The organism is Kitasatospora sp. NPDC057015, assembly GCF_042673745.1.
Taxonomy (GTDB): domain Bacteria; phylum Actinomycetota; class Actinomycetes; order Streptomycetales; family Streptomycetaceae; genus Kitasatospora.
The window spans coordinates 69,404-89,110 of the sequence record NZ_JBHUSG010000023.1 but is presented as its reverse complement, the minus strand read 5'-3'; the positions used below and the strand labels follow the sequence as shown (position 1 = coordinate 89,110).

Sequence of the window (19,707 nt, the reverse complement as noted above, 5' to 3'; positions counted from 1 at the left end):
GCTAAATTACCTCCGGGTGGGCCGGACGCCCGCCGCCCACGAACCTGGAGGAACGATGACGACGACCACCGTCACGGACAACCCCGACCGCTCGCGGTTCGAGATCACCGAGGACGGTGAACTCGCCGGCTTCGCCGAGTACTTCCGACACGAGAACGAACTCGCGTTCATCCACACCGAGATCGACCCCGCGTTCGCGGGTCGCGGCCTCGCCGGGGTGCTGGCCCGCGCCGCTCTCGACGCCGCCCGGGAGCGGGGCGCGGACGTGCTCCCGTACTGCCCCTTCATCCGCGGCTGGTTGACCAAGCACCCCGACTACGTGGACCTGGTGCCCGAGGCCCAGCGCGCCCGCTTCGGCCTGTGACCGCCGACCAGGCCGCCACCGCCGCGGTCACCACCGCCACCGCAACCACCGCCACCCCGCCGGACACCGCCGCCGCACCGGAGTTCGTCCGGTCCGCCGCCCTCCTGGCCACCAGCACCGGCGCGGACTACCGCGTGGACATCCGCTCCGGGCGGCATCACCTCGCGGCCGACGAGCCGGCCTCGGTCGGCGGCGGGGACACCGTCACCACGCCGGTCGGGCTGCTGCTGTCGGCGCTCGGCTCGTGCACCGCGATCACCCTGCGGATGTACGCGCAGCGCAAGCAGTGGCCGCTGGAGACCGTCCGGGTGCACCTCGGCTACGAGAAGGGCCCCGACCGGACGGCGCGCATCACCCGACGCATCGACCTGGTCGGCGGCCTGGACGAGACGCAGCGCGCCCGGTTGCTGGACATCGCCGATCGGACGCCCGTCACCCTGGCCGTGGCGGGCGCCACGCCCATCGTCTCCACCGACGCCAAGGGAGCACACCGGCCATGAGCGAGTCCGACCAGAGCGCCCCCGCCGTGCGCGGCGGGCGGGATCGGGTGCCGGCCGGGCCCGTCAGGGAACTGCTGGCACCGCGCGAGACCGCGCTGGGCGGCAGCACCGTCGTGCGCCGGCTGCTGCCCAACCTCGGGCGGCGGATGGTCGGCGCCTGGTGCTTCGTCGACCACTACGGCCCGGACGACATCGCCGACGAGCCCGGCATGCAGGTCCCGCCGCACCCGCACATCGGCCTGCAGACCGTCAGCTGGCTGCACGAGGGCGAGGTGCTGCACCGCGACAGCCTGGGCAGCCTGCAGACCGTCCGTCCGCGCGAACTCGGGCTGATGACCGCGGGCCGGGCCATCTCGCACTCCGAGGAGTCGCCGCGCGAGCACGCCCGGCTGCTGCACGGCGCCCAGCTCTGGGTCGCCCTGCCCGACGCCCACCGGCACACCGCCCCCGCCTTCGAGCACCACGCCGACCTCCCGGAGATCACCGCGGCCGGACTGCACGGCACGGTGATCCTCGGCTCCCTGGACGGCGCCACCTCACCCGGCACCGTCCACACGCCGCTGGTCGGCGTCGACCTCACCCTGCGCGAGGGCGGTTCGACGCGCCTCCCGCTGGAGCCGGACTTCGAGTACGCGGTGCTGACCATGTCCGGCCTGACCGAGGTGGACGGCGTCCGCCTGGAGCCCGGCTCGATGCTCTACCTGGGCAGCGGGCGCAGCGAGTTGCCGCTGCGCGCACTCGCCGACGGTTCGCTGCTCCTGCTGGGCGGCGAGCCGTTCGAGGAGGAGATCGTCATGTGGTGGAACTTCATCGGCCGCAGTGGGGAGGAGATCACCCGGGCCCGTACCGACTGGATGTCCGGTGCCCGCTTCGGCACCGTGCACGGCTACGACGGCGCTCCCGTCCCCGCTCCGCAGCTCCCCGCCACACCGCTGAAGGCCCGCGGCCGGCTCGGCTGAGACCGATCGGGGGCGGGGAGCCGCTCTCCCCGCCCCCGGTCCCGCAGCGCGGTCGAGCGGCGCGGGCTACGAACCCCTCCCGCCACGACAGTCCCGGAATAGTTGAATACTTAACCATGTTGGGTCGTACAGAGTGCCGCGAGGCACCGCCCGGGCCCGGCGAGATCCCGGGGCCGCCCGAAGGGAGCACGAGTTGAACACCACCGCGCACCGTCCGCAGATCGACGTCCGCCGCGCCGGCGAGCGCCAGGCCACGAAGATCGACTGGCTGGACTCCAAGCACTCCTTCTCCTTCGGCGGACACTTCGATCCCGCCAACACCCACCACGGGCTGCTGCTCGTCAACAACGACGACATCGTCCGGCCGGGCAGCGGCTTCGAGACCCACCCGCACCGCGACATGGAGATCGTCACCTGGGTGATGCAGGGGTCCCTGGTCCACCAGGACTCCACCGGCCACTCCGACATGATCTACCCCGGGCTCGCCCAGCGGATGAGCGCCGGCAGCGGCATCCTGCACTCGGAGAAGAACGACTCCTGGCGCCTCAGCGGCGCCGACGCCCACACCGCCCCCGTCCACTTCGTCCAGATGTGGGTGCTCCCCGACGAGCGCGGCATCACGCCGGGTTACGAGCAGCGCGAAATCGACGACGTGCTGCTGTCCGGTGCCCTGGTACCGGTCGCCTCCGGGATGGACCGGTACGACGGCGCCAGCGCCATCCGGATCAGGAACCGCCACGCGGCGCTGCTCGTCGCCCGCCTGCAGCCCGGCCAGAGCGTCGAGCTGCCGGACGCCCCCTTCCTGCACCTCTTCGTCCCCCGGGGCAAGGTCGTGCTGGAGGGCGCCGGCCCGCTGGACACCGGTGACGCCGTACGCCTGACCGCGACCGGCGGGCAGAAGGTCACCGCCGTCGAGCCGGCGGAGATCCTGGTCTGGGAGATGCACGCCACCATCGCCCGCTGACCGGCCGCAACCGGCGGACAGGGGACGGGGACGGCGGCGCACTCCGGGGCCCTGCACGGCCCTGCCTTGCCCGGCCCGGCCCGCCACGAGCTGCCCGCCACGACCTGACCCCACCGCCGTTCGGCTACCGGGCCGGGTCGTGGCGGTACAGCCAGGTGGCTCCCGCGAGGAAGACCGTCGCCCAGATCGTGAGGTTGGCCAGGGCGCCGCCGACCGGGCCGCCGGTGAGCGGGAGGCGGGCGAGCTGGCCGACTCCGTAGCCGGGGGTGAACTCGGCGAAGGAGCGGACCGCCTCCGGCAGCAGGGGCAGCGGGACGAACAGGCCGCCGCACAGGGCGAGCAGGGCCAGCGCGGGGCCGACGAACTGCATGACGTTCTCCGAGGGCAGCACGAATCCCGCGAAGAGGCCGAGCGCGGCGAAGACCGCGGAGCCGAGCCAGGCGATCAGGCCGCAGAGCAGCCAGACCCGCAGTGGGGCCCGCACGCCGGAGGCCGCGCCGAGGGTGAACTCCACCACCACCGAAAGGAGTCCGAGCAGCATCGCGGTCAGCACCTTGATCGCGAGGTGGGCGAGCGGGAGCAGCGGCGTGATGCGCAGTTGCCTCGTCCAGCCGAGGCTTCGCTCGATCGCGACGGCGGCGCCGCAGGAGGTGGCGGCGAGCATCGAGCCGTAGACCGCCATGTTGACCATGGTGAGCCGGCGCAGCTCCGTCCCGGCCGCGGCCTGCCCGGCCTGCGGCAGGCCGAAGGAGAGGAAGAACAGGGCGGGCATGCCCAGCGCGAAGACCAGGGTGCGCCGGTTGCGCAGCACCCGTCGCACCTCCAGGCGCAGGGCCACGGTGTTGAATCCGCCGTACCGCGGGCGGGCGGGGGCCTCGGGGTCGGCCGTGCCGGGGGTCATCCGCGCTCCTCGGGGTCGGGCTCGGCGGCTCCGGCGGGCGAGGGGGAGGAGCCGCGGCCGGTCAGTGCCACGAAGGCCGACTCCAGGGTGGCGGTGATCTCCACGTCCCGGGCGGCGGTGTGGTTCAGCAGATGGCGGGCGACCCGGTCGGAGTCGCGGGTGCGCAGCACGACCGAATCGCCGTGCACCTCGACGGAGTCGACGCCGGGCAGGGCCCGGACGGCGGCCGGCTCGGCTCCGGGCCAGAGCACCCGGACCTGGCGGCCGGTCGCCAGGTTCTTGATCTGCGCCGCCGGGCCGTCGGCCACCACGACGCCCTCCCGGACGACCACGATGCGGTCCGCGTGCGCGTCGGCCTCGTCGAGGTGATGGGTGGCGAACAGCACGGCCCGGCCGCGGTCCGCGTCGCGGCGGACGACCTTCCAGAAGTCCTGCCGGGCCTCGACGTCCATGCCGGTGGTCGGCTCGTCGAGGACCAGCAGCTGCGGCTGCGGCAGCAGGGCGAGCGCGAAGCGGAGCCGTTGCTGCTCGCCGCCGGAGCACTTGCCGACCCGTCGTCCGGCGATCGACGTCAGACCGGCGACCGCCATCACCTCGTCGACCGGTGCGGCCGTCGGGTACCCGGAGGCGACGTAGCGGACGGTCTCGGCGACCGTGAAGTCGCGCAGCAGGCCGCCGCTCTGCAGGACGGCGGCCACCAGGCCGTCCCGGACGGCGTCCACGGGTGCGCGGCCGCAGACCCGGACGGTGCCGGAGTCGGGCCTGGCCAGGCCGAGCAGCAGGTCGATGGCGGTGGACTTGCCCGCGCCGTTCGGCCCGAGGAAGGCGACCACCTCGCCGGCCCCGACCCGCAGGTTCAGGCCGTTGACCGCCGTGACCTCGCCGAAGTGCTTGTGCACGTCGACGAGTTCGATCACCGTACGACCACCGGGCCGAGGTCGCGTCACGCTGCGCCGCCGTGCTGCCCGAGGAGGTCCAGCAGGATCGCGGCCATCATGCCCTCGCGGCCCGCGCCGACCCCCAACCGGTTCTGGGTCATGTGGAGTTGGGATCCGAAGATCCGGCCGGCACCGGGGGTGCCGTGGGCCTCGGTCCACAGTTCGGCGGCCGGCCGCAGCCTGGTCGTCCAGACGCTCCAGCGGGACGGCGCGCCGTCGGCCAGGGCGGCCAGCGCCCCGGCGCTCGCGCGCAGCCGGTCGGCCTGCTCGGCGACGCCGCGGGCGATGCGTTCGGCGGCCTCCCCCGCCTCCCCGGCTGCCGCCCGGCCCGGCCCGCCGGACCACTCGGTCCAGCCGTCCCGCACCGCGCGCAGCAGTGCCGACCGGTCGCCGGGCCAGGCCGACAGGGTCGCCGCCATCGCCTCCAACCCGTCCGCGATGTTCCGGCCGTGCCCCGGGCGGGCCCGGCAGGCGCGCAGTGCCACCACGCTGGAGGCGTGGAACAACTCCTCGTTGAGCGCCATCTGTTCGGGCCCGCCGTAGCGCCGGATCTCCGGCTCGTAGAGCGCCGGGTGGACACCCGGTGCCAGCAGCTCGCCGAGGTCGAGTTGCCGGCCGCCCTCGCCGAGGTCGGCGAGCGGCTGTGCGACCTGCCGGTACGCGGCGGGGGTGATCCGGTCCTCGGGCGGCAGTTCGGCGTTGACGGCGTCCGCCCGGGCGGTCAGCTCCGCGGTGATCCGGGTGGCCGCCGGACCGTCCAGGTCGGCGATCCGCAGGCGCAGGTGCGGGCCGCCCTGCCAGTAGCGGATGAAGAACCAGGGCCGGGGCGGGTCGCCCGGCTCCTGGCCGGCCGTGTGCTCCTCGACCACCGGGACCACGGCTCGGAGCAGCAGGCTCTCCAGTGCGGCGGGGCGCAGCGAGTCGGCGTGCAGGTGCCAACTGCGCCATCGGCCCTGGGCGTCGGGAGTCGTCATGGGCGCAGGTCCAGCATCGGTTCGGTGAAGCGGGATGTCCCGCAGACGGTCATGAACACGGGGGTCTCCTCGCGGCGCAGGCCGAGCAGGGGTTGCACGTGGTACTCGACGAAGGACCGCGCCGGGCGGGCGACCAGTCCGTGCGCGGCCGCCGCCAGGCAGAGGCCGTGCACGCTCCAGCCCAGGCAGAGCTGGAGCAGGCCGAGGGCCGCGGGGCCGAAGTCGTCGAGCAGCGCGTCGACGTCGACGGAGTGGACCCAGACCATCGCCGCGTGGCGCATCCCGGAGTCGGTGTTCGGCGAGGGCTGTTGGGCGAATCCGGGCTGCAGCGCAGCCATGATCCGGGGTCGAAGATGACTGAGCATCAGCTCTCGGCCCTGGACCAGGTGGACGCCGGCCGGCAGACCGCCGACGCCCTGCAGGGCCACGCTCAGCCGGATCCGGTCGGCGACCTCGGCCAGCAGGCGGTCCGGTGGGGGGCGGTCGGCCCAGGCCAGCAGATCGGCGAGGCAGTCGGCGGAGACCTCGGCGGGCCGCAGGGCGAAGCCGTACAGCTGGTCCGGCATCCGGCCGGCGGTGCGGTTCCACAGCACCTGTGCCCAGTCGGTGCCGCCGGCCGGGCCGCCCTCGGGCAGTCCACGGGCCGGTGGCGGCGGGTCGGTCGGCAGGTCGTGGCGCAGACCGTGCCGCAGCGCGCTGACGGCGGCCATGTCCCGGACCGAGGGATCGGCCGGCTCCAGCAGACGGTCGCGGTCGTCCGAGGCGCTCCCGGCCGGGCCGGGCAGCACGGTGCTCGGCCCGGCCGGGCCGAGGCCGCCGAGCCGGACCGCCAGCGGGGCGGACCAGGTGCCGGCACCGGCCGAGCGGACCACGGCCTCGGCCTCGGCGCTGCTCCCGACGTCCAGGGCGAGCCGGGCCGGCACCCCGAACAGGTCGGCCGCCACGCACAACGACCTCAGGTTGACGCCGAGTTCGACCTCGGTGACGGCGTACCGCATCCGGCCGTAGGCGGCGGGCAGGTCACTGTACCGGGCGGCCAGCAGCACCGAGGTGCCGTCCCCGGACACCCCGCCCACCCCCTCGGGCGGCGTCACGTCCACCAGCGCGTGCCGGTACACGTCGAGGTAGCGGACCGCCGACCCCTGGGCGAGGAAGGCGTGCACCGGGTACTTCGCGCGCCCGGAGGCGACCGAACGGTGGTCGGCGTAGCGGTGCGAGGGCTCGCGGCGCTGCAGGCCGAAGGCGGTGGTCAGCAGGTGCCCGAGCCGGTCCCGCGCGGCCGGCGCCGCGAGCGTCCCGGGCTCGCAGGGGCCGGGGTACGGGGTGGCGGCCAGCAACTCGTGGGTGCCGAGCGGCAGCGGGACACCGGTGGCCGAGCGGGCCCACCGGGGCGGCAGGGCGCTGGTGGTCTCGGTCCGGTCGTCCACCGGGTGCTGCTCGCCGAGGTGCCCCTTGCCGGGGCCCTGCCGGAAGGCGAAGCGGCGGACGTCGGCCAGCGTCGGCGCACCGGGTGGTCGGGTGGCGGTGGATGCGGCCGTGGAGAGGGCTGCGGGTGCGGGTGCGGTCATGGGAAGGGGTGGGGGTCGAGGGGCAGGTCGGCCGGATCGGCGTCGAGCCGCGAGAGCAACCGGTCGAGGCCGGTGAGGCGTTGGTGCGCCTGACCGAAGCACATCGGCAGGATGCCGGGCACCACGCACTTGACCACCGACAGGCCGAGCGCCGAGTGGTCGGGGGTGGACTGGTCGACGGCCAGCACGGTGTCGAGCCCGGCCGCCCGGTAGAGGTCGAGCACGTACTCCAGCGCACCCGTCACGTCGCCGCCCGCCGCCCGGATCAGGGGGTGCGGCCAGCCGCCGAAGGCCTCCGCCAGCGGGAGCACCGGGCCGCCGAGCACCCGTTCGACCCGGGGCAGCAGCTCGGGGAACGTGTAGCGGCGCCAGTGCTGCGCCAACTCCTCGACCTGCCAGGGGTCGTCGATCAGCGGCTCCAGCGGCTTCGGGTCCCAGTTCAGCCCGCCCGTCACCAACTGGGCCAGCTCCCACAGGGCCGAGCGCACCGCCTGCTCGGGATCCGGGTGGCAGCCGGCCGTGCTGAAGCTGGCCGGCATTCCCCCGTCGCGCCGCACCGCCAGTGCCCAGACCGCGGGCACCGGGATGTCGGCGGTGGCGACCAGCAGGTGGACGTCGTAGTCGTGCTGCTCGACCATCCTGAGCAGCAGCCGCGACTGGCGGTCGCGGACGGTGGCCGGATCGACGGCGGGCAGCGGCCGGGCCAGGTGCCAGGCCTGCAGGAAGGCGTCCCGCTCGGCGAGTTCGAGCAGCGAGTGCAGGGCCGCCTCCTCGAAGGTGGCGCCGAGGGCGCAGCCGCTGGAGGACTCCAGGAAGGCGCCGCGGCGGCTCTCCCCCTCCGCCCCGCGGATCCGGTAGCCGTACCGGTAGAAGCCGATCTCGGCCGGGACGAGGCGCGGTTCGCCGCCGGTCGGCGGCCGGGCCCACACCCAGTCCAGCGGGGTGTCCTCGGTGTACCGCCGCACCTTGCTCAGCGGGGAGGCGAGTTGGCGTTCGGTGTAGCCGCCGAGGGTCGCCGGGTCGAGTGCGAGGGCGCCGAGCTCCCGGTGGGTCGCCTCGGGGACGACGGTCGCCGCGTGCGGGTAGCCGGCCTGGCGCTCCATCGCCTCGTACATGCCGACCGCCTCGGCCTCGCGGAACCGCATGCCCCGGCCGAGACCGGACGGTGTCCCGGCCAGGACGTCGACCTCGCTCATCGGGAAGCTGCCCGACGAGAAGCGGGTGATCCGCACCACCGGGCCGAAGCGGGGGTCCGCGAACGCGGTCCGCATCCGGTCCGGGTCCATCCCGAAGGGCGGGGCGCTCTGCCGGGTCGGCACCTCGACCGTGGTCGGACGCCGCACCGGCCGGGGCGGGGCCGGCGGTGCGTCGGCGGCCGGGGCGAGCAGCGGTGGGCCGCCCCCGCACAGACGGCAGCGGAAGGTCCGCATCACCCGGTGCCGGGCCACCGTGCCGGTCCGCGAGACGACCACCAGCTCACCCGGTCCGGGTGCGGCCTCCGTCGTGAGCACCGCACCGACCACGGCCTCCAGCCACGGCGACACGGGGACCGTCCGACCGGGGTCGGGGGTGCGCGCCTCGGGTTCGCCGCCGTGGGCGGCCGCCTGCTCGCGTTCGCGCCGGTCGCTCTCGGGGCGCTTCTCCGACTCCCAGCGGCGGTAGCCGTCGGCGGCGGCGGCGCAGCCCGGGCAGGCCAGGTCGCCGTCCGGGGTCCAGCGTGGTCCGATCTGGATCTCGGTGGCGCCGATCCGGACGGACAGCAGGTCCCTGCCGCTCGCCCGGGCGGCGGCCATCGCCCGGCGTTCCCAGTCAAGATCGAGCTCGCCGCGGGCGGTCAGCAGGCAGCCGTCCAGTCGCTCGGCCCAGGTCCGCCAGTCCCAGGAGTCCGGCGCGCCGGGGCCGATCCGGGGCCCGGTCGCCGTCGGGAGTCCGGGGGCCTCTGTCACCGTGGTGTCCTCGGTCATGAGAGCCGCACCGGCCCGCAGTGGAGTGGGAGTGGTCCGGTGACCGGGTCGTGGGTCAGTCGCCGGGCGCGGACGGTACGGCCCCGGACGGCCTCTTCGGTGCCGAGGCGGCTCAGGGCGAGGCGCACCGCGGTCGCCGGGCAGCTCTCCAGCACCGCGGTGCCGACCGGCTGTTCGAGCAGCCCGCGGACCTCGGGGTCGGCCTGGGCGCGGGCGACGGCGGCGCCGAGCGCCGAGCGGGCCGCGGTGGCCGGGGTGTCGCCCCACTCGGTCGCGGCCACCGTCCCGTCCTGCTCCGTGACCGTCACCAGCGACCAGTCGAGCACCGGGCAGTGACGGAGCGTCAGTTCGACCGAACGACCGAACCAGGACTCCAGCAGGCCGAGCCGTGTCCGGCCCTCGGTGCTGCCGAGTCCGTCCCAGTCGAGCCGGCCACCCGGACGGCCGAGCAGCAGTTCGGCGCCGAGCCGGCGCAGTACGCCGTCGAGCAGCCAGCGGCCCTCGGTCGTCCCGGCGGCGCCGTCGGCCCCGGCCAGCAGGCGGGCGGCGGCCAGCAGCGCGCCGACGCCGGCGGCCCCGCGGTCCGGCCCCCACCCGGCGGCCCGGGCGGGGGCGGGGCCGGTGAGCAGTTCGACGGTCTCCAGGGAGAAGGGCAGCTGGTCCAGGTCGAGGTCGCGTCCGCGCCGCACCGGCCCGACCCAGCGGGTCGTCAGCGGGGCCCAGGCCGACAGCAGCTCCTCGGTCGCCGGCGGGTCGACGTCCTGCGTCGGCAGGACCGCGACGCCGAGTCCTTCGCCGTCCCCGGACGTGCCGGGCGCCCCTTCGGGTGCCGGTGCGGCCGGCGCCTCGGCGGGGCCGTCCGGGAGGGGGATGCGGGCGGTCCGGAGCTGCCGGCCGTGGATCACCGTGGCGCTCCGGGGGGAGCGGTCGATACCGGTGAGGCCGGCCAGGACGGCGCGGGCCGCCAGCGCTCCCGCGAGCACCGCGCTGAGCGGGCGCGGCGCGGCCGCCTCCCGGTCCCCCGCCACCCAGGCCGCGGCGCGGTGGGCGGCGGCCTCGAAGGCGGCCGTACCGGTGGCGTCGTCCAGTTCGGCCACCAGGGCCACGTGCTCCCCGGCGTGCACGGCGACCACCCGGGTGCCGGGCGGCAGCGGCGCGGGTGGGCCGGGCGGGTGCTCGTGGTCCGCGATCAGCACCGCCCAGCCCGGTTCCGCCGGTTCGGGGCCGTCGGTGGCGGCGCTCCCGTCCGCCACCCCGTGCCGCCGCAGCGACCGGGCCGCCGTCTCGGCGGCCGGTCCGCCGCCCAGTACGCGTACCCGAGCGCTGCGGAGCCGGGCGAAGTCCCCGTAGGGGTCGGTGCTGTGGGCCTCCAGGTAGGCAAGCGTCTCGGCGTAGCGGGCCGCGGTGGCCGCGTCGGGTGCCGGGGTGGTCAGCGTGTCCAGGTCGAGCAGGACGTCCCGGTCGACCAGGGCGCGCAGGATCCGGTCGAGGACGGGGCGGGCGGACTCGCTCCCGAAGGCCGCGACCAGGGCGTCGACGTCCGTCCCGTCGCAGAGTTCCGCCAGCCGGCTGTCCAGGACGGTGTACAGCGTCGGCGGCCCCGCGAGGACGAAGGACTCGCCGCCCCGGGCGACGTGCACGCCCTGCCGGACGGGCGCGAAGTGCGTACCGGGGCGCAGTTTGACCCTCACGCGCCCTCCCCGGCGGACGCGGCCTGCGGCTGCGCGGACCCGAGGCCGGTGCCGGCGCCCATGCCAGTGCCGCTGCCGGTGCCGGTGCCAGCGCCGCTGCCGGCCACCATGTCGTACTCCAGCAGCCACTCACCGGCCGTGACCCCGCCGCGCACCCCGGGCAAGGCCTCCTCGAAGAACCCGGCGCTCCGGCGCTCCAGGAACTTCGGCAGCACCCGCACCATCAGCGCGCTGCCCAGGTCCAGGTACTGGGGCTTCTCCCGGCTGCGCGTCTTGAGGTAGCGGGTGAGCGCCACGGCGGCGGCCTCGCCGGACAGCGACCGGCCGGCCGGCATGCCGAGCGGGGTCTTCATCACGATCTCCTCGGGGATGTCGTGGGCGGCCCGCCAGCGCGTCATGGCGATCAGGTGGGCCGCCTCGTCCTCCGGCTCGCCGGCCGCCACGGACGGCAGGTCGTCCCCGGGGTACCAGCGGCGGCGCTGCAGGACCACGTCCCCGGCGACCAGCCGGGGGTAGCGGACGGTGCCGCCGTCGAGGTCGCGGCGCTGGGTGTGCAGCTGCCCGATCGGGTCGAAGGCGACCCGGCCGGTGTCGTACAGCCAGACGGCCAGGGTGATCGGCGTGGGCTGGAGTTCGACCCACTTCATGCCCAGCGACATCACCCGGATCGGCCGCCCGTCCCGGTCGAGCAGATCGAGCCGGTCGGTGACCGGGTCGTGGGCCAGCGTGGCGCCGAGCCAGTCCGCCGGGGCGAAGGTCTCGTCGAGCAGCCGCATCCGGTGGTTGATGTTGGCCCGGTGCAGTCCGCGGTCCTCCACCAGCCGGACGCCGTCGGAGCCGAACCCGTGCCGCAGGCGGTGGCCGATCCGGGCCGCGGCGTCGCTGCCGAGCTCGGCCTGGGCACCGAGGAAGCGGGTGGCCAGCTGGCCGTGCCCGGTGTAGCAGGCGTTCAGCACCAGCCGGCCGTCGACGGGCTGGACCAGCAGGCCGTAGGACGCGGCGGGGAGCCGGAAGCGGTCGGGCAGGCCGTCCGCGAGCGAGGCGAGCAGGCCGGGGTCCACCGAGGCCTCGGCGGCGTCGCCGGCTTCGCGGAGCCGGGCGGCGAGGAGGGCGAGGGCGGCGGCGCGCCGGCGGCGCAGCTCGGCCAGCGAACCGTCGGCGGGGCCCCACTCCTCGGCGGTGGCCCGGGTGAGCGAGAGTTCCCGGCCGCGGACCAGGGTGACCAGTTCGTCGGCGTGGTCGAGCAGGTCCACCCGCGCACCGACGCCGAAGCGGTCGGTGAAGGCCCGGGTGAGCAGGGCGCGGATCTCGTGGTGCCGGTCGAACAGGCTCTGGAAGGCCGTCACCGGGGCGAGGTCGGCCAGCGCGGCGCGGTAGCCCTCGGGCGAGACGGCGCCGGGTTCCAGCAGGTAGTCCTCGTTGATCTGGAGCTTGGCGGGGCAGGCGCTGAGCTCGTTCAGCGTGGTCTCGGCGGCGCGGATCCTGGTGAGGGCGGCCCGGCGGCCGCCGACCGAGTCACGGGTCATCAGGTCGAGGTCGGCGGCGATCGCGGCGATCGCCGCGGCGGCCTCCGGGTGGTGCTCGACGAGCAGCTTCTCGGCGGCCGGCAGCGGGTCGGCGGCCTGCTCGTCGAGGACCGGCGCGGCCACCAGGATCTGCGTGGCGACGGCGGCGTCGACCAGCCGGGCGGCGTCCGACTCGGGCACCGAGAACCGGCGGGCGATCTCGGCGGTCAGCAGCCCGACCGGCAGCGGGCCGAGGACGGTGAGCTTCAGCAAGGCGGTCAGCTGCTCGTTGAGCTCGGCCGCCAGCACGCTCCGCCGGCCGTCCACGACGTGCCGGAAGCGGATGTGGTTGCCCTCCTGCCTCAGCAGCGAGTTGCGCTGGACGACGGCGGGCACCTCACCCGGGCGGGGCGGGGACGCGATGCCGTTGACGAGGCTGGAGAAGAGCGCCCGGTCGGGGCTGAGCACGGAGTGGGCGCGCCGGCGGTCGAAGGCGGCCTCGTCGAGGCGGCGGCCGTCCTCGGACCAGTCGGCGAATCCGACGGCGGTGAGCCGGGACAGCGGGCTGACCCGGAGCTGGGCGCGCGCGAGGTGCTGGAGCAGTCCGCGCTCGGACTTGCGTTGACGGGCGGTCGGCCGCCCGGGCGAGGCGCGGTAGCGCTGGGCCGCGTCCAGCACCTGGGGGGAGTTGAGGGCCAGCGAGAGCTGGAAGGGCTCGGAGCCGACCGCCTGGGCGAGCCGTTCGCGTTCCTCGGCCAGGAAGCCCGGCAGGCCCGCCTCCAGTGCGGTGCGGGCGAGTTGTCCGCGTTCGCTGGCGGCCAGCCAGGCGGTGACGGCCGGCGGGAGCGGTGTCTGCCAGTTGCCCCGCAGGTCGGCGGCGTCCGGGGCGCGGTCGTTGAAGGCGGCGCGCTTGAGCCGCAGCAGGCGGTGGCGTTCGCGGCCGGTGGCGTCCCCGGCGAGCCGGTAGAGCTCCTCGCAGACCTCGTCGGCCAGCGACCGGCAGTCCCGGTGCGCGGCGAACAGGGCCCGCAGGGCGGTACCCAGCCGCTCGCCGCCCAGGCGCAGCCCCGGGGTGGGATTCACCCGGTACATCGGTGTGTCGGCCAGGTTCCAGGACTCGGTCACGCCAGCTCCCTGCTGAAGGCTCGCACCCGCTCGATGGACGACACTCCGGTCAACTCGTCGGCCCCTTCGCCGAGTCCGTAGCAGAGGTAGTACCGCTGCATCGGGGTGATGCCGAAGCAGGTCAGGCTGGTGTAGAGGACGTTCAGCACGATCCGGTGCGCGATGTGGCGGTAGGAGGGTTTGCGCAGCATGCCGCCGCCGAGGACCTCGCCGATGAAGTCGCTGCGGACCGGGGTGCCGAGCGGGTGCTCCCAGTCGCCGCCGCCCGCCGCGCCCTGGAGGACGCGGTCGTCGACGGCCTGGCCGGCGGTGTGCGCCTCGGCCACTCCCCAGGCGTACTGCATGGCCCGTTCCCAGGACCGCAGGGTCTCGCTCTGCACGGGTGCCTGGAGGGCGTCGAGGAAGACCTGGCGGTCGCTGCGGTAGCGGGCGGCGAAGGCGGACTTGAGGTCGGCGTGCTTCCCGGTGACCGAGACGACGCCCTCGGCGTGCGAGCGGTACGGCAGCGCACCGGCGCTGATGCCGCGCGGGTGGGTGCGGGCGAGCAGCGCGAGGACGTGGGCGAGGTGCGGCAGCAGGTCGGCTTCGGGGACGGTCAGCGAGGCGAGCGTCGGTTCGAGGAAGCGTCCCATGATCTGGTCGACGGCCTGGGAGAGCGCCGGGGAGTCGGTGCGCGCCCGGTGCGGTTCGGCGAGCACGGTGCCCTGCGGGTGGCAGGGCAGCAGTTCGTCGCGGACGTTCTCCCAGCGGGCGAGGTCCTGCGCGCGGCGCAGGTAGGTCTCCCGGTCCGGGGCGCTCGCGTCGCGGGCGGCGGCCAGGGCGGTCGCGGTGGCGACGAACTCGGCCGCGTCGACGGCCCGTTCGCCGTAGGGCCGGAGGACGAGGAGGAGGTGCGAGCCGTGCAGCCAGCCTCGGCGCACGTGGACCACGGGAAGCTGCTGCGAGCCCTTCAGCTGCACCAGGGGCTCGCTGATTTCTCGCAGCAGCTCCCGCGGATTGTCCGAATAGTCGAAAACCCGTATGGCCAGGCCCGGATCGATAGTTCGCATGACGACTCCAGGAAATGCACGAATCGGTCGGTCGGCGTGAAACCGGCGGCACGATCGCTGACGGCCGTTCGGTACGGTGTCACCGGCTCTGCCGGCACCCGACTACGAGAAGTCGGGGGTGGTCAGCTGCGCGGGATCAGCAGCAGGAGGAGGAGGTGCTGAGCGAGCCGCTGCCGGCGGCGGCGGAGTTGAGCGAGTCCTCGGTGAGGATCTCCTCGCCGTCCTCGGTGTAGGCGATGATGATGATGACCGAGGCGCCCATGTCGGGCAGCGCGACGGCGTCGTTGGCGTCCAGGACGGCCAGCTCGTTGACGTCGAACGCGGCGAAGTCCACAGCAGTGCTCATGGCGGGTTCCTTTCGGATCGACCGGCGGGCTGCCGGCGACTGGCCATGAGCTAACTGCGTACCGGGAGATCCGGGCAAGGAATTCGAACGGCAGCAAAATGCCGCCCTGGAATATTTCTGTCGTGGACATGGAATATCAACCGGGCCGCCCCGCCGCCAATTCCGGACAATCCGGCGGATCCACCACGGCGCGCTTGGCACGTTGCTGTCAGGCGCCGCCTCCGGCCCCACCGGACGCTGGACTCCGCCGTGCGGAATTGGCAAGAGTGGCGCGGTGCCCGGCCGCTGCCGGCGCGGCGACGCCGACGGACCGCCCAGGGCTGGACCGTCATCCGTCCATCCGACCCCGCGGCGTCCTGTTCGACTCAGGACCGGAGGAACTCTGTGATCAGTGCGCAAGGCCTCAGCTACTCGTACCGGACCCGCATCGGCACCGTCGAAGCCGTCCGGAACGGGACGGTGGACGCCGTCCGGGGTATCGACCTGGAGGTGGCCGCGGGCGAGATGGTGGGCTTCCTCGGCCCCAACGGCGCCGGCAAGACCACCACGGTACGCATGCTCACCACCCTCCTGACACCCACCGGCGGCACCGCCTCGGTGGCCGGCCACGACGTGGTCCGCGAGCGGGCCGCCGTCCGGCGGGCGATCGGCTACGTCGGCCAGTCCTCCGGCGGCTCCGAGCACCTGGTCGCCGACGAACTGCGCACCCAGGCCCGACTGCAGGGCATGACGCCCGCCCAGTCGGCCGCCCGCGCGGCCGAGTTGACCGCCGAGTTCGAACTCGACGCCTTCAGCGGACGGCCGGTCGCCAAGCTCTCCGGCGGCCAGCGCCGCCGGGTGGACGTCGCGCTCGGGCTGGTGCACCGCCCCGCCGTCCTCTTCCTGGACGAGCCGAGCACCGGCCTGGACCCGCAGAGCCGGGCCAACCTCTGGGACCACCTGCGCAGGCTGCGCACCGAGCACGGCACCACGGTCTTCCTCACCACGCACTACCTGGAGGAGGCCGACCTGCTCTGCGACCGGATCATCGTGATCGACGGCGGCCGGGTGATCGCCTCCGACACCGCCGAGGCGCTGAAGGGCCGGATCGGCGGCGACGTGGTCAGCCTGGAGACCAGCCGGATCAGCGACGCCGCGACCGTGGTCTCCCGGCTCGTCCCCGGCTGCGACCTGGACACCACGCCGGACGGCGTGCAGTTCCACGTGGCGCACGCCCAGCGACTGCTCCCCGAGCTGCTGCGGGCCCTCGACCTCGCCGGCGTCGACCTGGAGTCGGTCTCCGTCAAGCGCCCCACCCTGGACGACGTCTTCCTGCGCCTGACCGGCCGTTCCCTGCGCGAGGAGGGCCGCCCCGCCCTGCCCGCGCCCTCCGACGGGGAGCAGATCCCGTCCGCCACCGAGACGCCGACCACCGAGGTGACCACGTGACCACCGCCGCGACCAGCTGGATCATCTTCCAGCGCTCGATGCGCTACACCCTCCGCAAGCCCGCCTGGGTGGTCTTCGGCCTGATGCAACCACTGCTCTACCTGGCCCTGTTCGGCCCGCTGCTGAACCGGATCGGCCAGGCGCCGGGGTTCGAGGGGGGCAACACGTGGCGGGTCTTCGTCCCCGGCCTGCTCGTCCAACAGGGCCTCTTCTCCGCCGTGTTCGTCGGCTTCGGCATCATCTCGGAGGTCCGCTCCGGCGTACTGGACCGGATGAGGATCTCCGCGGCCGGCGAGCCCGGCCTGCTGCTCGGCCGGATGCTCCGGGACGCCGTGGTGCTCACCGTCCAGGCCGTACTGCTCACCCTGGGCGCGCTGGTCGCCGGGCTCCGGGCGCCGATCGGCGGGGTGCTGGCGGCGTTCGCCCTGGTCACCGTGGTCGGCCTGGCGATGTCGGGCCTCGCGTACGGGCTCGCGCTGCTGGTGCGCAACGAGGAGGCGTACGGCCAGCTGCTCAACACCCTGATGCTGCCCACCATGCTGCTCTCCGGAGTCCTGCTGCCGCTCGCGCTGGCACCCGGCTGGCTCTCCGGACTGGCCGAGGCCAACCCGATCTCGCACATCGTGACAGCCGAACGCGCCCTGTTCGCAGGCGAGTTCAATGGCAGCGACACTCTCGTCGGAGTGGCCGTGGCGGCCGGGCTGGCGGCCCTCGCCACCTGGTTCGCCGCCCGCGCGATCCGCCGCAGCTCGTGACGGCGCCCACCGCGGCGGCCCGGCCCGCCACCGCCCAGGTGCACCGGCACCGGCTGGCCAACGGCCTGCGGCTGGTGGTGATCACGGACCCGGGCAGCCCCGCCGTCGGCCTGGCCGTCGCCTACGGGGTCGGCTACCGCTCCGAGTCCCGGTCCGGCTTCGCGCACCTCTTCGAGCACCTGATGTTCCAGGGCAGCGCCAACCTCACGGCCCAGGAGCACGCCCGGCACATCCAGGCCAACGGCGGCGTCTTCAACGGCACCACCCATCGCGACCACACCAGCTACTTCCAGGCGATGCCGGCCGAGGCCCTGGAGCTCGGCCTCTTCCTGGAGGCCGACCGGATGCGATCGCCCCGGATCACCCCGGAGGCGATCGGCACCCAGGCCTCGGTGATCGCCGAGGAGATCCGCCGCACCGTCACCAGCCGTCCGTACGGCGGCTTCCCCACCTTCCAGCTGCCGCCGGTGCTCTTCGACTCCTTCGCCAACACCCATGACGGGTACGGCGACCACGCGTCGCTCGGCGCGGCGACGGTCGAGGAGTGCGCGGACTTCTTCGACCGCCACTACGCCCCGGCGAACGCGGTGCTCGCCGTCTGCGGCGGCATCGACCCGGACGAGGTGGTCAAGCTGGCCGAGCGGCACTTCTGGGCCATCCCGCCCCGGGCGGCCGCTGCGCCGCCCGAGCTCGCCGAACCGCCGCTCGCCGGGCCCCGCGCGCTGGAGCGCACCGACCGCCTCGCCCCGCTCCCCGCGATCGCCGTCGGCCGCCGGATGCCGCCGCCGCACTCGCCCGACTACCTGGCGACCGTGGTCGCCGCCGCCGTCCTCGGCGACGGCGAGTCGAGCCGGCTGCGCCGCTCGCTGATCCGCGAACGCCGGCTGGCCACCCAGGTGATGGCGATGGCCGGCCTCTCCGGCCCCTTCGACTCCCGGGACCCGGACGCCTTCCTGGTGAACGCCGTCTGCCTGCCCGGCGTCGCAGCCGGACAGACGGCCCAGGCCATCGACGAGGTACTCGCCGAACTGGCGACCGAGGGCCCCAGTGAGGACGAACTCCTGCGTGCGGTGCGGAGGTTGCAGACCACCTGGTACTCCGACACCGACCCGGTCGGGGTCCGCGCCCGACGGCTGGCCGGCTACGAACTGCTGCACGGCGACGGCGAACTCGTCCTCGACGCACCGCGGCGCTTCGCCACCGTCACCGCCGAGGACGTGCGCCGGGTGACGGCCGACCTGGCCGGGCGCCACCCGGCCGTGCTCCAGCTGGTACCCGAACGGAAGGCCGACTGATGACCCCCGGCAGCTCCGGGGCCACGCTGCCCCCGCTCGCCCCGCCGCGGCCCGCACAGCCGCTGGACGTGGTGGACACCGTCCTGCCCACCGGACTGCGCGTGGTGGCGGCCCGCCGGGCCACCGCCCCGGTGGTCCAACTCCGCCTGGGCGTGCCCTTCGGCGGCTCCACCGGCCGGCACACGGCCGCCGCCGAGCTGCTCGCCTGCACCCTGCTGACCGGTGGCGCCGGGGCCGACCACACCGCCGTCGACGACGAACTCGCCGCCGTGGGCGGCAGCCTGAAGGCCGTCGTCGGGCCCGAGGAGCTGCGGATCACCGGTCAGGTACTGGTCGAGGGCCTGCCCCGGCTGCTGGCCGTGCTCGCGGACTGCCTCACCGGCGCCGGGTACGAGCCGGCCACGCTGGAGGCCGAACGCGAGCGGCTGCTGCACCGCGTCCGGCTCACCGAGTCGATGCCGGCCCGGGCCGCGCGAGCGGCGCTGCTCCGCCGCTGCTTCGGCGATCACCCGGCCACCCGGGAGACCCCCACCGCGGACCAGGTCGCGGCCGTCGACCGGGACGAGGTCGCCGAGCTGCACCGGACCGGACTGGTGCCGCGCGGCTCGGCCCTGATCCTGGTCGGGGACGTCCACCCCGCCCGGGTCGTCGAGGAGTTGGCGACCACCCTGGGCGGCTGGTCGGCCCGGCACAGTGCGGTGGGGATGGCCCCGCTGCCCGCCCCGGCCCACCGGGGGGAGCCGGCCCTGGCCGTCCCGGTCGCCGGGTCCCGGCAGTGCGAGGCCCGGCTGGCCGCGCCCTCCCTCGTCCGGACGGATCCGGGCTACCCCGCGCTGCTGCTCGCGGACCAGGTCTTCGGCGGCTACTTCTCCGCCCGCCTGGTCCAACGGCTGCGCGAACAGGAGGGCTGGATCTACAGCGGGCAGTCGGCGATCGAGCAGCGGACCGGCGCGGCGCTCGGCACCGTCCAGTTCGCCAGCGCGCCGCAGCACGCGAGCGCCGCCGTCGACGGCACCCTGACCGAACTGGCCGCGATCTCCGGCGACCGGCCGCCGACCACCGAGGAGATCGCCGCCGCCCGGGGCTACGCACTCGGGGTCCAGGCGCTCGTCCGCTCCACCCAGAAGGGCCTGGCCGACAGCCTGTACGGGCCCGTCCTGGCCGGCCTGCCCGTGGACTGGGCCGACGGGGTCGCCGACCGGATGCGCGTCGTCCCCGACGACGAGGTCCGCGCGGCCGCCGCCGCCCACCTGCGCCCCGAGGCGTACACCGCGGTGCTGCTCGGGCCGCCCGCCCCGACGGAAACGGACTGACCCCGTCCAGCACCGTCCGACACGGACTGCCCCCGACCGAACCCGACCGAACCCGTCCGACGGCGACC

The 19,707-nt window shown here is 74.9% G+C and carries 17 protein-coding genes; 8 read left to right on the top strand and 9 right to left on the bottom strand.

Annotated elements, in window-relative coordinates:
* Positions 1–55 precede the first annotated feature (55 nt).
* From ACFTWP_RS22115 to ACFTWP_RS22100, 4 genes are all read left to right on the top strand, one after another.
* Positions 56–364: a GNAT family N-acetyltransferase gene (locus ACFTWP_RS22115; protein WP_380266360.1), complete on the top strand. Its 309-nt coding sequence runs from the start codon at positions 56–58 to the stop codon at positions 362–364.
* Positions 361–864, top strand: a complete 504-nt coding sequence (locus tag ACFTWP_RS22110) for an OsmC family protein (protein ID WP_380266358.1) — start codon at positions 361–363, stop codon at positions 862–864. The genes ACFTWP_RS22115 and ACFTWP_RS22110 overlap by 4 nt, the downstream gene beginning before the upstream one ends.
* On the top strand, positions 861–1,823 hold the full coding sequence (locus ACFTWP_RS22105) for a pirin family protein (protein ID WP_380266357.1): 963 nt from the start codon (positions 861–863) through the stop codon (positions 1,821–1,823). The genes ACFTWP_RS22110 and ACFTWP_RS22105 overlap by 4 nt, the downstream gene beginning before the upstream one ends.
* Positions 1,824–2,016: 193 nt before the next feature.
* On the top strand, positions 2,017–2,787 hold the full coding sequence (locus ACFTWP_RS22100) for a pirin family protein (protein WP_380266355.1): 771 nt from the start codon (positions 2,017–2,019) through the stop codon (positions 2,785–2,787).
* Positions 2,788–2,911: 124 nt separating this feature from the next.
* Here the strand turns inward: ACFTWP_RS22100 and ACFTWP_RS22095 are convergent, their stop codons facing one another.
* The 9 genes from ACFTWP_RS22095 to ACFTWP_RS22055 all read right to left on the bottom strand — a co-directional run bounded on the left by ACFTWP_RS22095 (position 2,912) and on the right by ACFTWP_RS22055 (position 14,848).
* The gene (locus tag ACFTWP_RS22095; RefSeq protein ID WP_380266354.1) at positions 2,912–3,688 is read right to left on the bottom strand and encodes an ABC transporter permease; all 777 of its coding nucleotides are present in this window, start codon (positions 3,686–3,688) and stop codon (positions 2,912–2,914) included.
* Positions 3,685–4,602, bottom strand: a complete 918-nt coding sequence (locus tag ACFTWP_RS22090; protein ID WP_380266376.1) for an ABC transporter ATP-binding protein — start codon at positions 4,600–4,602, stop codon at positions 3,685–3,687. The genes ACFTWP_RS22095 and ACFTWP_RS22090 overlap by 4 nt, the downstream gene beginning before the upstream one ends.
* 29 nt (positions 4,603–4,631) lie before the next feature.
* A complete protein-coding gene (locus ACFTWP_RS22085) occupies positions 4,632–5,600 on the bottom strand; it encodes a thiopeptide-type bacteriocin biosynthesis protein (RefSeq protein ID WP_380266353.1) in 969 nt (322 codons plus the stop codon).
* The gene (locus tag ACFTWP_RS22080; protein WP_380266352.1) at positions 5,597–7,168 is read right to left on the bottom strand and encodes a hypothetical protein; all 1,572 of its coding nucleotides are present in this window, start codon (positions 7,166–7,168) and stop codon (positions 5,597–5,599) included. Before ACFTWP_RS22080 ends, ACFTWP_RS22085 begins: the two co-directional genes overlap by 4 nt.
* Positions 7,165–9,114: a YcaO-like family protein gene (locus ACFTWP_RS22075; RefSeq protein ID WP_380266351.1), complete on the bottom strand. Its 1,950-nt coding sequence runs from the start codon at positions 9,112–9,114 to the stop codon at positions 7,165–7,167. Before ACFTWP_RS22075 ends, ACFTWP_RS22080 begins: the two co-directional genes overlap by 4 nt.
* A 14-nt stretch (positions 9,115–9,128) precedes the next feature.
* On the bottom strand, positions 9,129–10,823 hold the full coding sequence (locus ACFTWP_RS22070; RefSeq protein ID WP_380266350.1) for a hypothetical protein: 1,695 nt from the start codon (positions 10,821–10,823) through the stop codon (positions 9,129–9,131).
* Positions 10,820–13,453, bottom strand: a complete 2,634-nt coding sequence (locus ACFTWP_RS22065) for a lantibiotic dehydratase (protein ID WP_380266349.1) — start codon at positions 13,451–13,453, stop codon at positions 10,820–10,822. The genes ACFTWP_RS22070 and ACFTWP_RS22065 overlap by 4 nt, the downstream gene beginning before the upstream one ends.
* Positions 13,450–14,502 carry a hypothetical protein gene (locus tag ACFTWP_RS22060; RefSeq protein WP_380266348.1) on the bottom strand — a complete coding sequence of 351 codons (1,053 nt, stop codon included), beginning with the start codon at positions 14,500–14,502 and terminating at the stop codon, positions 13,450–13,452. The genes ACFTWP_RS22065 and ACFTWP_RS22060 overlap by 4 nt, the downstream gene beginning before the upstream one ends.
* A 136-nt stretch (positions 14,503–14,638) precedes the next feature.
* Positions 14,639–14,848, bottom strand: coding sequence for a hypothetical protein (locus ACFTWP_RS22055; protein WP_380266347.1), 210 nt, complete (start codon positions 14,846–14,848; stop codon positions 14,639–14,641).
* 384 nt (positions 14,849–15,232) lie between these two features.
* Here ACFTWP_RS22055 and ACFTWP_RS22050 point away from each other — a divergent pair, with 384 nt between their 5' ends.
* Genes ACFTWP_RS22050 through ACFTWP_RS22035 form a run of 4 tightly spaced genes read left to right on the top strand, consistent with a single transcriptional unit; the run spans position 15,233 to position 19,639 of the window.
* A complete protein-coding gene (locus tag ACFTWP_RS22050) occupies positions 15,233–16,276 on the top strand; it encodes an ATP-binding cassette domain-containing protein (RefSeq protein WP_380266346.1) in 1,044 nt (347 codons plus the stop codon).
* Positions 16,273–17,031: an ABC transporter permease gene (locus ACFTWP_RS22045; RefSeq protein WP_380266345.1), complete on the top strand. Its 759-nt coding sequence runs from the start codon at positions 16,273–16,275 to the stop codon at positions 17,029–17,031. The genes ACFTWP_RS22050 and ACFTWP_RS22045 overlap by 4 nt, the downstream gene beginning before the upstream one ends.
* A complete protein-coding gene (locus ACFTWP_RS22040) occupies positions 17,028–18,326 on the top strand; it encodes a M16 family metallopeptidase (protein ID WP_380266344.1) in 1,299 nt (432 codons plus the stop codon). Before ACFTWP_RS22045 ends, ACFTWP_RS22040 begins: the two co-directional genes overlap by 4 nt.
* A complete protein-coding gene (locus ACFTWP_RS22035) occupies positions 18,326–19,639 on the top strand; it encodes a M16 family metallopeptidase (RefSeq protein ID WP_380266343.1) in 1,314 nt (437 codons plus the stop codon). The genes ACFTWP_RS22040 and ACFTWP_RS22035 overlap by 1 nt, the downstream gene beginning before the upstream one ends.
* The last annotated feature ends 68 nt before the right edge of the window (positions 19,640–19,707 follow it).